Origin of the sequence: Streptomyces sp. ME02-8801-2C, assembly GCF_033793965.1 — a bacterium.
Classification (GTDB): Bacteria; Actinomycetota; Actinomycetes; order Streptomycetales; family Streptomycetaceae; genus Streptomyces.
The window spans coordinates 779,920-791,645 of record NZ_JARAXP010000002.1; the positions used below are offsets into that span (position 1 = coordinate 779,920).

The 11,726-nt window shown below is 68.0% G+C and carries 10 protein-coding genes and 1 pseudogene; 7 read left to right on the top strand and 4 right to left on the bottom strand.

The genetic code is table 11. The annotated features are described in order from the left end of the window. Positions 1-233: 233 nt before the first annotated feature. Positions 234-2,585, bottom strand: a complete 2,352-nt coding sequence (locus PV396_RS07895; RefSeq protein WP_319201794.1) for an MMPL family transporter — start codon at positions 2,583-2,585, stop codon at positions 234-236. A 153-nt stretch (positions 2,586-2,738) separates the two neighbouring features. Here PV396_RS07895 and PV396_RS07900 point away from each other — a divergent pair, with 153 nt between their 5' ends. From PV396_RS07900 to PV396_RS07920, 5 genes are all read left to right on the top strand, one after another. After that, complete coding sequence (locus PV396_RS07900; protein ID WP_319201796.1) at positions 2,739-3,380, top strand: TetR/AcrR family transcriptional regulator; 642 nt, start codon at positions 2,739-2,741, stop codon at positions 3,378-3,380. A 168-nt stretch (positions 3,381-3,548) separates the two neighbouring features. Next, the gene (locus tag PV396_RS07905; protein ID WP_319201798.1) at positions 3,549-4,844 is read left to right on the top strand and encodes an SNG1 family protein; all 1,296 of its coding nucleotides are present in this window, start codon (positions 3,549-3,551) and stop codon (positions 4,842-4,844) included. Positions 4,845-4,959: 115 nt separating this feature from the next. Continuing rightward, entirely contained in the window at positions 4,960-5,529 is a 570-nt protein-coding gene (locus tag PV396_RS07910; RefSeq protein WP_319201800.1) for a TetR/AcrR family transcriptional regulator, read from the top strand. Positions 5,530-5,762: 233 nt separating this feature from the next. Beyond that, positions 5,763-6,641, top strand: a complete 879-nt coding sequence (locus PV396_RS07915; RefSeq protein ID WP_319201802.1) for an alpha/beta fold hydrolase — start codon at positions 5,763-5,765, stop codon at positions 6,639-6,641. Positions 6,642-6,779: 138 nt separating this feature from the next. Next, positions 6,780-7,127, top strand: coding sequence for a deoxyxylulose-5-phosphate synthase (locus PV396_RS07920; RefSeq protein ID WP_319201804.1), 348 nt, complete (start codon positions 6,780-6,782; stop codon positions 7,125-7,127). A gap of 20 nt (positions 7,128-7,147) precedes the next feature. Here PV396_RS07920 and PV396_RS07925 read toward each other — a convergent pair whose 3' ends face one another. The 3 genes from PV396_RS07925 to PV396_RS07935 are packed head-to-tail and all read right to left on the bottom strand — an operon-like array spanning position 7,148 to position 9,428. Then, positions 7,148-7,279 (bottom strand): hypothetical protein, encoded by a 132-nt coding sequence (locus PV396_RS07925; RefSeq protein WP_319201807.1) that lies wholly within the window; start codon positions 7,277-7,279, stop codon positions 7,148-7,150. A 15-nt stretch (positions 7,280-7,294) separates the two neighbouring features. After that, entirely contained in the window at positions 7,295-9,223 is a 1,929-nt protein-coding gene (locus PV396_RS07930; protein WP_319201809.1) for a protein-arginine deiminase domain-containing protein, read from the bottom strand. Positions 9,224-9,278: 55 nt separating this feature from the next. After that, positions 9,279-9,428: a hypothetical protein gene (locus PV396_RS07935; protein WP_319201812.1), complete on the bottom strand. Its 150-nt coding sequence runs from the start codon at positions 9,426-9,428 to the stop codon at positions 9,279-9,281. Positions 9,429-9,964: 536 nt separating this feature from the next. On the opposite strand from PV396_RS07935, the gene PV396_RS07940 reads away from it, so the two are divergent. After that, complete coding sequence (locus tag PV396_RS07940; protein WP_319201814.1) at positions 9,965-10,630, top strand: response regulator transcription factor; 666 nt, start codon at positions 9,965-9,967, stop codon at positions 10,628-10,630. Positions 10,631-10,994: 364 nt separating this feature from the next. Next, positions 10,995-11,726 (top strand): annotated as a pseudogene (locus tag PV396_RS07945) (hypothetical protein); the annotation flags it as partial.

Consider the following 11,726-nt stretch of genomic DNA (forward strand, 5'->3'; position numbering starts at 1 on the left):
CATGACAGGAGGTTCTTGACCGACACACGACGCGATACGGTTCGCGCCGCTCGGTGGCCGCCGGGGACAGACCACACCAGACCATAGTGGATCGAGGAACCGCTCACCGCGTGCCCAATTGCTGCTCAGGTACTGCTCGTTGCTGCCGTTGGCCGGCTCTGCCGTCGCGGCCTCGTCCCGCGCGGTCCCGCTCGGGTACCTGTGGGCGAGGCGGGAAGAGACCGCGACGACGATCAGGCGTTGGTCTCCGCCTCCCGGTCGGCGCCCGCCCGGGGAGCCGCAGGGTGGGACAGCGGGATCCTCTGCGTCAGCTTGTCGCCCTCGACGTCGAGATCGGGAAGCAGACGGTCCAGCCAGGCGGGGATCCACCAGGCCTTCTCCCGCGCGATTGCCATGGTGGCCGGGATGAGTGTCATGCGGATGACGAAGGCGTCGATGAGGATGCCCGCCGCCAGCGCGAAGCCGGCCTGCTTGATCATGGGCTGGGGGTTGAAGACGAAGCCGGCGAAGACGGAGACCATGATGGTCGCGGCCGCGACGACGACGGAACTGGCACGGGCGAAACCGGTCGTGGTGGCGTCCCGTGCGGTGGCGCCGTGCACATGCGCCTCACGCATGGAGGTGACCAGGAACATCTGGTAGTCCATGGCGAGCCCGTAGAGGACGCCGGTGATGATGATCGGGAGCAGACTCACCACGGGGGCGGTGGCGTCGAGGCCGATCAGGTCCTGCAGCCAGCCCCACTGGAACACGGCCGTGGTGAGACCGAAGGTGGCGGCGATGCTCAGCAGGAAGCCGAGGGTGGCCATCGCCGGGACCATGAGGGAGCGGAAGACCAGGAGCAGGACGAGCAGGGAGAGCCCGAGCACCGTTGCCACATAGAGGGGCAGGACGTCGGCGAGCCGGTCGGAGACGTCGATCGCCAGCGCGGTGAAGCCGGTGATGCCGATGACGGCACCGTGGGTCTCGCTGATCTGCGCGCTCTCGTCCCGTACGGCGGTGACGAGGTCCTTGGTGGCGTCGTCGTTCGGGCCGCTGCCGGGAACGAGGGTGAGGACGGCGGTGGTGCCGGTGCTGTTGATGCCGGCCAGTGAGACCGAGGTCGCGCCCTTGATGCCCTGGAGGTCGGAGGTGACCGCGGCGAGGGCCGCGGGACTGATGGGCCGGTCCTTGGTGGTGGAACGGACGGCGACCATGAGCGGGCCGTTGTAGCCGGGCCCGTAGGCGTCGCTGACCAGCTCGTAGCTCTGGCGCTGCGCGGTGTCGGGGTTGTAGCTGGCCCCGGAGGGCAGGCCCATCTTCATGTCGGCGGCGGGCACTGCCAGGATCAGCGGAACCAGGAACGCGGCGGCGAGCGCGGGGTACCGGTGGCGGACCAGGCGTGCTCCCCAACGGGTGGCCCGCGTGGGCGCGGCGGCGCCTTCCTGCCGCTGCGCCCTGATCCGGGTCCGACTCGGGCAGACGCGTTCCTTGACCAGGCCCAGCAGCGCCGGCAACAGGGTCAGGGCGAGCGCGACGGCGATGGCGATCGTGGCGGCGGCGACGACGGCCATGGCGCTGAGCAGGGTGATCCCGATGACCAGGAGACCCGCCAGGGCGATGATGACGGTGCTGCCGGCGAAGAAGACGGCGCTTCCGGCGGTGCCGATGGCACGACCGGTCGCTTCATGGGCGTCCAGCCCGTCGTCCATGATCAGCCGGCGTTCCCGGTTGACGATGAACAGGGCGTAGTCGATGCCGACGGCCAGTCCCAGCATCAGCGCGAGTACCGCGGTGAGGGAGTGGATCTCGAAGACGGTGGAGAGGGTGAAGGCTCCACCCACGCCCACTGTGACACCGACCAGGGCGATGACCAGGGGCAGGCCCGCTGCCACGACCGAGCCCAAAGTGATCAGCAGGACGAGGGCCGCGACGACGACGCCGACGATCTCCCCGACCCCGGCGATCTCCGGTATCTCCATCATCGACGCGGAGGGCAGGACCTTCAGACGGCCGTGCGCGGCCTGCCGTTCAGCGTCCCGGACGATGTCGTCGATGGTTCCGGAAGGAAGCTCGTAGGTCTGCTCGTCGAACTGGAACTGCATCAGGGCGGACGACCCGTCGGCTGAGACGATGACTCCCGGCACCGGCCGTCCATCCACCTGGAACGAGACGGGTGTCCGCCCGGAGGACGGCGCCCCGGCAGCCTCGGCCACCGCTGCCTGGGCTCGCATCAGCGGGCTGCTCTGCCCCTTGGCGGCTTCCTGGGCCAGAACCTTCCTCGCGTCGATGACGTGGTCGTGGCGGTAGACGGCGTCCACTGCCGTGAGCAGCGGGGTCCGGACCTTCTCCTCGTCGATACGGACACCCGAGGGGGCCTGGAAGACCAGCATGCCCTGACCTCCGGAGGCTCCCGGCAGGTCGACGGCCAGTTCGTCGATGACCTCCTGGGCCGGGGTGCCGTCGATACGCACCTCGTTGCTGAGCTTGACGGGGTTGACCGCCAAAAGCGCCACGACGGCCACCACCACGGCCAGCCAGCCCCCGATGACGAACCAGGGTTTGCCGTAGGCGAACCTTCCCAGCCGGTAGAGCAGGACGGACACAGTTCTCTCCCATCTCCGGGCGCCCTCGGACGGGCGCCACCACATGCGAAGTGAGAGGCTACTATCAAAACGATAGGACACTATCAATCGAGTGGGCGATCGAGGGGACCGCAGCGGCGATAGCCTTCAGCGCAGAGCAGGGAGGAGCCGCAGATGGCGACCACGAAGGACCGCGCCCCCAAACGCAGGGTCGACGCACGCTCCAGCGTGGAGCGCATCACCGCAGCCGGACGAATCGTCCTCGGTACGGGTGAGGCCTCTCTGGAACAGATCGCGGCCGAGGCCGGCGTGGGCATCGCCACCCTCTACCGCCACTTCCCCAACCGGGAAGCCATCGTCCGGGCCGTCCTGGACGACATCCTCGAAACGGACCTGTTCCCCCTCATCGACGATGCCGCCGAAGCGCCCCACCCGCGTCAGGCCCTCCAGAGCATCGCCACGCACCTGCTCGACCTGGTCGTCCAGGAGCAGGGACTGGTCACCTTCGCCAGCAACTTCGCCGATGTCGCCGTGAACGCGCTCCAGCGTCTCAGTGACTCCCTCCACCCCGTACTGCTGCGCGCGCAGCAGCAGGGCGAGATCCGCCCCGACCTCACGGCGGAGGACATTCCCCGCTTCCTCGTCATGGCCGTCGTCGGCCTGGGGCTCCCCGGCACCGCGCCCTCCCTGCGGGCCCGCTTCATCGCCCTGCTCTTCGACTCGCTCAACCCGGCCAACGCGACGCCCCTGCCCCCGCTGCTGCCTGAAGAGGGCGATCTGCACATCGCGGTCGGCAACGTCGCCGCACACACCTGATCCGCAGCCGCGACGGTTTGAATTTGGAAACCGATCGGTTTACGATACTCCGGAGCCGACCGGTTTCCACGGGGGTGACGTTCAAGAGCTGATCCAAGCGTCCACGCCCCTCTGGCCGCGAGTGCTCACGTCCCCGACATGGCCGCGTCGCCGAAACCGGAGTAACCGATGAACATTCACCCCTTCCGCGTCCTGCGCGCGAAACCCCTGTGGATCGCCAACGGTGTCATCACGGGCGTACTCGCGGTGCTGTTCACGGTGTTCTACGTCGGCGCCAACATCGATCCGGTCGACCACATGAAGAACCTCCCGGTCGCCGTCGTCAACGCCGACAAGGGGGCCGAGGCGGGCGGCAGCCAGGTGAACCTCGGCAGCCAGATCACCGGCTCGATCGCGAAGTCAACCGCGGGCGGGGACAAGATCGACTGGAAGGTGATGGACGAGAAGGAGATGAAGGAGGAGATCGGAAAGGGCAAGCTGTTCGGCGCGCTCGTCGTCCCCGCCGATTTCACCTCCTCCATCACCGCGCTCACCACGACCGAAGGCGCCAAGAGCCCGGTACGTCCGACGCTGACGGTGCTGACCAACCAGTCCGCCGGCAGTGTGGGTTCCAGCCTGGCGCGCGCGGCCACGACACAGGCAGCCGAGAGCGCCTCGCTCCAGGTGGGCAAGGAACTGATCGCGGGGGCCGGAGCCGAGCAGGCGAAACTGCCCACCGCGGCGCGGCTCCTGCTCGCCGACCCCGCCGCCGTCACCGTGAAGGACGGCCACCCGCTCGACTCGCACAGCGGCTTGGGCCTGACGGCGTTCTACTACTCGCTCGCCCTCGTGGTCGTCGGCATGCTCTCCGCCAACGTCATCAGCGGCCAGGTCGACCACGCCCTCGGCTACACCCACAACGACATGGGCCCGCTGCGCCTCCACCGCCCTCTGATCCGGGCCACCCGCGTGCAGACCCTCGCCGTGAGCAGCACCCTCATGGCCGGACTGTCCCTGCTGATGGGGAGCCTGATCATGGCGGGCGCGGTCGGCGTCATGGGCATGGACGCCTCACACCTGCCGCTGCTGTGGCTGTTCTCGGTGTGCGCCGTCGCGGTCTCCGGCATCGGCGCGCTCACGCTCCTCGCCGTGTTCGGCACTCCCGGCATGCTGGTGGTCACGCTGGTCTTCATCGGCATGGCGGTACCGACGGCCGGTGCCACCACCCCCCTCGAGGCGCTGCCCGCCTTCTACCGCTTCCTCGCCGAGTTCGAGCCGTTGCGACAGCTCACCGGCGGTATCCGCTCGATCCTCTACTACGACGCCCAGGGCGACGCCGGTCTGACCCGGGCCTGGCTCATGATGGCCGCCGCCCTGGTGGCCGCCGCACTGTTCGGCTTCGGCGTGACGGGCTGGTACGACCGCAAGGGGCTGCACCGCATCCCCGCCGAGACGGAGCCCGAGAAGACCGCCGCCCCGGCGTAGCGGGCAGCGGGCTCGACTGCTCACCCGGAACAGGGCGGCGCGGAAGACCGCCCAGGTGCACCCCCACATACACCGATCGGTGTCCATTTCGTCGGGATCGAGTTACTCTCATGGCATGACCACGGATGTGAAGCCAAGTTCCCGAGAGCGGCTACTGGAGGCGGCGGGCAAGCTGACCTACCAGCAGGGTGTCGGTATCGGCATCGAGGCGCTGTGCAAGGCAGCGGGAGTGTCGAAGCGCTCCATGTACCAGTTGTTCGAGAGCAAGGACGATCTGCTGGCGGCAAGCGTGAAGGAGCGCGCCGCCGCGTTCGTGGCCGGACTCGTGCCCCCGGCGGACGACGGCCGCCCACCCCGCGAGCGCATCATGCACGTCTTCGAGCGACTGGAGTCGCAGGCGGCCGCGCCCGACTTCCGGGGCTGCCCGTACCTGGCTGTTCAGATCGAACTGAAGGACCAGAGCCATCCTGCGAGCCAGGAGGCACACCGGATCAAGGCGAAGCTGACGGCTTTCTTCCGTGGCGAGGCCGAACAGGGTGGGGCGAGCGACCCCGACCTGCTGGCCCGGCAGTTGATCCTGGTCTTCGACGGCGCCAGCGCCCGTGCGGGAATCGAAGCCGACAAACTGACGGGGCTTGTCGCGCCGACTGTCACCGCCCTGCTCGATGTGGCACACCTGAGCTGAGCTGTCGCTCCTTACCGCCCGAGGGGCTCGTCGACCTGACGAGCCCCTCGGGCGTATGCCGTGTTCCTGCGTGAATCAAGGTCTTGCGGCGCCTGGGGCGACCTTCCCTGGGACTTGCGGGTGTGAAACCGATCGGTTTACAGTACTCGAAACCGATCGGTTTCACGGTCGTCGGGTCGTACGTCACCCAACACCCGTCCGCAATCCACGCAACCGCACAAGGAGACGACGACATGCCCAGCCAAGAGGCGCGTCCGACGATTCACATCCCCGGGACCACCAGTCACACCATTGCCCCGCGTGGAGGCCGTGACAGCCGCGAGGGAACCCTGCGCTACCTGAAAGCGGGCACGGGCGCTCCGCTGGTCCTGCTGCACACGGTGCGCACGCAGGCCGAGCACTTCCGCTTCCTCATCCCGTTGATCTCCGACCAGTACACCGTGTACGCCCTGGACCTGCCGGGGATGGGCTACTCCGAGATCGTGCCCGGCGCGTCGTACGAGGAACCGGCGCTGCGCGCGGGTGTCGAACGGCTCCTCACCGAACTCGACCTCCACGACGTGACGTTGGTGGGGGAGTCCCTGGGTGCGGTGCTCGCCCTGACCACCGCGGCCGATCTGCCGGAGCGGGTACGGCGCGTCGTGGCCGTGAACCCGTACGACTACCGTGACGGAATCGCCCGGTCCAGCCTCCTTGCCCGGGCGGTGATCGGCGGAATCCAGGCTCCGGGGCTGGGCGCGGTGATCGCCCAGCAGGAGCCCAAGCCCGTCCTTCGCAGAATCCTGCAGGGCGGTGTGGGCGACAAGGCCGCGCTGCGGGACGACTACGTGGACGAGCTCATCCAGGTGGGCAGGCGACCCGGTTACCCGAACGTCGCCCGGGGCCTCTACCGCAACATGCCCAGCCTGATCGCGGCCCGCTCGCGCTACCCCGAGGTCAAGGCCCCCATCCACCTGGTCTACGGGGAGAAGGACTGGTCCCGCCCCTCCGACCGGGCGGCCAACAAGCGACTGCTGCCCGACGCCCAGTTCACCCAGCTGCCGGGAGTGGACCACTTCATCGCACTGGAGTGGCCGGAAAAGCTGGCGGCCCTGCTGCACTCGGAGGCATGACCGCCGGTCCGCTCGACCGGGGTGGTGCATGCGACCGTCCCGGCGCGGACCACGCCTCACAGGGCGAGTCGGGCCTGCTGACTCTCTCGGTGCGGAAATCCCGTCGAGTTCCGCCTGGACGCCGCCTAACCTGCTGGCATGTCCCACGCGAAGACCTCGTTCGTCTGCCTGCCCTGTCGGGCCTCGTACAAGCAGCCCTACGACACGGACAGGCAGCGAAGCTGTCCCCGCTGCGCGCAGCCGCTGATCCACGTGGGTTCCGCCTTCGCCGCTCCGCGTCGCCGGGACACCGCGGCCTGGCGGACGCTGTCCGTGCTCCTGCATGCCGGCGTCCGCTTCCACAAAAGCTGCTGCGGCGGGCCCGGTTACCGCCCTCGCACGCTGAGGGAGGTACACCAGCGGATGAGGTACGCCCGCCGCAGCGGCGAGCCCTTCGCGAAGTCACTCGTACGGTACGAAGTGCCCTCAGCCCCGCCTCGCGGCTGAGGCGTTCAAGGACGGCCTGGTCAGGAAGCGTGCCGCGCGTCCAGGGTGCTGTTCGCCCCGGTCGGTGTGGCGGTGTCGACGGTGGTCCAGGTGGTGCCGTCGGCGGAGTGGGAGCCGGAGACCGACACGCCGCGTACCGAGCCGTACGGCAAGGTCGTGACTGCTGCTCATCGAGCCGGGTCTGCCCACCATGCGGCCGACACGTCGCGCAGGGTGTTGGTGCCGCAGTGAACCTCGCCCTGGCCGAGGTGGTACGTGGACCAGTCGTCGATGTACGACACCTTCAGACCGGCGTGCGTGTAGACCGCGGTGACCGCCTTCGTGAAGATGTCCTTGCCGTCGATGACGGGGCCCCACTGGCGGGGGGCCAGATAACGGTCGCGGCCCAGGAGTATGCCGTTGACAGCTCCTGGGACGTACGCGCTGGTCGTGACCGTCGCCGCGGCCGTCGCCCGCGAGGCTGACGGTTTCCCGGCGAGCCACTTCTGCTGGCCGTGCTCCTCGAGGCTGTTCACGAGGGCGGAACCGCCACCCATGCGCGTCAGACGAGGCAGGGGGATGCTCTGCCCGCTGTCGGTCCGCTCCATCACATCTCGGGTGTACAGAGCGGGTACCCGTACGATCTCGTCGTCGGTGACGCCTGTCTCCCGCTGGAGGATCTCCAGGTTGGCCGCGATGCGCTTGGCCGCCATCTCGTTGTCCGCCACGAGGTACCGCGAGCGAAGCGCCTGGTCGATGGTCTCCGTGGGGGCCGGCATGCCGTCCATGCGGGGGACGGAGAACATCTTCGTCCGGCCGTGGCCGTCACGCCGGGCGTCGCGCAGCAGCTTCAGTCCGGCCCCCGGGTCGGCGAGGCCGATCCGCCAGCCGCGCGGGGTGTCGGCGGGCAGGAACTGCACGAACTCGTCGACGTGTCCGACACCAAGCCAGGAGGTGTCCAGCAGAAGGGGGTTCTGGAGTCCCTGGGACTTCAGCATCGTGCGCATCACCTGGGAGGGGCGTTCCCCGCTGCCCTTGCGTTCGCCCATGATGATCCGCCCGGCCGGATACGAGCGCCCGTGGTGAGTGTAGGGAGGTACGGTCTCCAGGTTTCCCATCGAGTTGAGCGACCAGTCGGCCGGCGGGGCCGGGTCGGTGACCTGTACGACGCCGATGTCCCGACCGCGGATCTTCTCGAAGAGCTCCCGGCCCGCCACCCGGTCCAGCTGGGCGGAGCGCAGCATCACGCGCATGGCCTGCGGGCGGCCACCTGCCCCGGTCATGCTGACGTAGGCCGGTTCGACGAAGTCCTGGGCCCAGACATCCCCGTACCTTTCGAAGGTGACCAGTGGCTTGGTGATGCCGGCCGCCTGGACCTCCCTCGCCAGTTCCTTGACGAACTTCCGCTGCCGGAGCCCGTACTGGCCCTCGCCGCGGACCTTGGTGACCATCACCTGCTGGGTGTTCTGGAGGTGATGCTGAGTCAGAAGGGGTGCGGTGCGCAGGGTGACGGAGTCGGATGACGTCCCGTCGCTCGACTTCACGGTCAGGTGGATCACCGCCCTGCCGTCCCAGCGGGCGCTGTCGCGGATGACGTCGGTGGCCTCGACGCCGAACTCCACGCCGGAGCGCAGCTCGGCGCTGGTCAGCCGGGTCCTGGAGGTCACCAGGGTCCACGACCCGGAGCGCTTGAGGAAGACGTGCGTGTACTTGGTCCCTGTGGTGACCCTCAGGCTGCCTTCGGCGTCGGCGGGAAGGCCGGGCATGGGTACGGACCGGATCCTGGCGAGGTCGGCGGCGTCTGCGGTGCCGTTGACCTTCGTGTCCGAGGCGTCGTTGCACGCGGCCAGCTTGGCGTTGGACAGTGGCCGGCCGCCGGGGCCGGTGACGGGGCATCGCTTGGTGTCGTCGTCGAGGTTGGGCAGTTGGACTGCTCCGCGGCTGACGGACCAGCGGTCCTCGCCCGTCGTGTCGGTGTCGCCGGTGACGTCGATCCGCCCGTCGCGGTTCACGTCCGCGCGCAGATCGGCGTGGGTGACTGGACCTGAGGCGGAGGCGGAGGCGGGGAGCGCGGGGCCCGCCAGCACAGATCCCGCTGCGGCGAGAGCCAGGACCACCGGCCCGGCAGGGTGTATACGCCTACGTACGCGTGAACGCACCTTGTGCCACCTTTCAGTTGGGTGTTTTCGTGCGAAGTCGACGCCGGACGCGCCCGGCCCCGGATTTGATCAGCAGGGAGCCGATTCGGTGGGCGCGGTCGGTGGCCGGGAGCCGGTTGAGCGCCAGGTCGATGGTCGCGGCGTGCGGCTTCCTCCAGTCCACGGGCACCTCGAGGGTGGCGCACTCGACGCCGGACGTGCCGTCGGGAGAGACACAGGGTTTCCAGGCGATGTGCCCGGTAGTCGGCGCTGCCTCGGCCGAGGCCTTTGTGAGGCGTTGAGGTGCACGAATGGTCCTCCATGACTGCGGAGTCTGCGGTCGAGTCCCCCTGCCACGACGGAACGCCGGTGGCGAACGTCGTTGTGGAGTGGGCTACTTGACGATCCATCGCATCACGGGAGGCGTACGGCCGTCCCCCTCCGAAGGACTAGGTTCCGTCTCGCGCACGCCCCCCGCTCGCCGGGCGCGCAACCACTTGCCCGGACGTTGAGGCGATCGTCTGCACGTGCGCGTAAGCAACTACGGAGTGCGGGACGCCTTGTTGCGTGCCCCTTCTCCGGGCCATGGGGTCATAGGGGTCATCGGGCTACGCGAAGGTGGGTCAACGACTGGCGGTGAGCCCGCCATCTGTGCCGCTGCCCTCTGTCGGATGGCTGCCGAACGGTCAACGTGTCTCTGCCCCTGAGGAAGGAAGTCTCATGACGGTTTCCGTACTGCTGGTTGACGACCAGGACATGGTGCGCTCCAGCATGCGCATCATGATCGACGTCGAGGAAGACCTCAAAGTGGTCGGGGAAGCCGCCGACGGAGAGGCGGCCATCGGTATGGCTGCCCGGCTCTGTCCGGACGTCGTGGTCATGGATATCCGCATGCCCAAGATGGACGGAGTGGCGGCAACGCGAAGCATAAGGAGCGCGAGCAGCCCGCCGGCTGTTCTCGCGCTCACCACCTTCGATCTCGACGAGTACCTGTTCGGCACGCTACGAGCGGGAGCCGCGGGCTTCGTGCTCAAGCACGACAGTGCCACCACCCTGCTCGAGGGCATCCGAGCAGTGGCCCGGGGGGAGGGATTCGTTTCGCCCGGCCCGACCAGAAGGCTGATCGAGCGAGTGTCCGCTCCGGAAGACACTCCCTACGAGCTGCCGGCCGAGGTGACACGACGGGAGCGGGATGTCCTCGCGCTGCTCGGCCGCGCTCTGAGCAATACGCAGATTGCGCACCGCCTCCACATAGAGGAGAGCACCGTCAAATATCACGTCCAGAACCTGCTCACCAAGCTCGACGCCCGCACCCGGGTAGAGGCGGCCCTCATAGCCAGTCGGGCTGGGATGGTGCCGGATTCCTCGGATGACGTGCAGATGTAGGCGTTTCTTTTCCAACGGGCATACCAGGCGCAGGCGGACTTTCGCGACACCCGCAACGGACATGGACCTATCAGCGAGAGTGACCGTCCGATGCCCTCCATGCAGGGCCGGGTGTGAGCTGACTTTACAGTCAGAAGCTATTACCACATAGGACACGCTGTTAGAGAGCCATTCGGAAGAAAATTCACAAGAATCTCACGATGTGCTGAACATGAGGCTGCGGGTTCGCGTACTTTTCGGTGAACGCAGGCGCCGCGTCGAGGAAAGCATCGGTCGACCCAAGGGCCGATTTCACCCCCCTGATTCAGAGTGAGGCATCAGTATGTCTAGGGCTCTTCCGAAGTACCATAAGCGCCGCGTAGCGTTGATCGGCAGCGCTGCCGCAGTGGTGTTGTCCGGGGCAGTGATTACCGGCTCCGCTCTGGCCGGGCAGACGACCAAGAAGAACGACGATTCCAATGCCGCGCAGAATTCTGCTGCGTCCACCGTGAACTGTCCGGACATTGCGTCCCAGCTCCCTGCCGTCCCCGCCGACGCGCAGACCGAGGTCAACCGCAACCTTGGCCTCCTGAACACCCAGATCGAGGACGCCAACAACCGCCTCGCCAATTCGGCTGGTCAGGGCGGGGACAACTTCGTTCAGAATGCCGTCCTCGGCCCGCTGAAGGACAAGCGCGTCGCGACCATCAACCGCATAGTCCAGGCCGCCGGCGACAGCGCGGCGAATCTGCAAGTCGACGCCCTGGCCACGTGCGCTGTCAACAATGCCGGCGCGGACAATGGCAACGCGAATGGAAACAACGGCGACAACTGCGGTAAAGACGCTGGTGCTAATGCCAACGACAACGGGCAGGGCAACGACGGCCAGGGGGGCGAGGGCCAGGCGGGCAATGGCCAGGCCCACAACGGTCAGGCGGGCGACGGCCAGGCCGACAACGGCCAGGGCAACGACGACCAGGCCGGTAATGGTCAGGGCGGCAACGGTCAGGCGGGTAACGGTCAGGCGGGTAACGGTCAGGCCGACGGCGGGCAGGGCAACTACGGTCAGGCGGGTAACGGCCAGGCCGACAACGGGCAAGGTAACGACGGCCAGGCC

Bases quoted from the DNA above. Each gene is read 5' to 3' on its own strand.
- PV396_RS07900 (WP_319201796.1), top strand. From the start codon at position 2,739: ATGGCGACCACGAAGGACCGCGCCCCCAAACGCAGGGTCGACGCACGC.
- PV396_RS07905 (WP_319201798.1), top strand. From the start codon at position 3,549: ATGAACATTCACCCCTTCCGCGTCCTGCGCGCGAAACCCCTGTGGATC.
- PV396_RS07910 (WP_319201800.1), top strand. From the start codon at position 4,960: ATGACCACGGATGTGAAGCCAAGTTCCCGAGAGCGGCTACTGGAGGCG.
- PV396_RS07915 (WP_319201802.1), top strand. From the start codon at position 5,763: ATGCCCAGCCAAGAGGCGCGTCCGACGATTCACATCCCCGGGACCACC.
- PV396_RS07920 (WP_319201804.1), top strand. From the start codon at position 6,780: ATGTCCCACGCGAAGACCTCGTTCGTCTGCCTGCCCTGTCGGGCCTCG.
- PV396_RS07940 (WP_319201814.1), top strand. From the start codon at position 9,965: ATGACGGTTTCCGTACTGCTGGTTGACGACCAGGACATGGTGCGCTCC.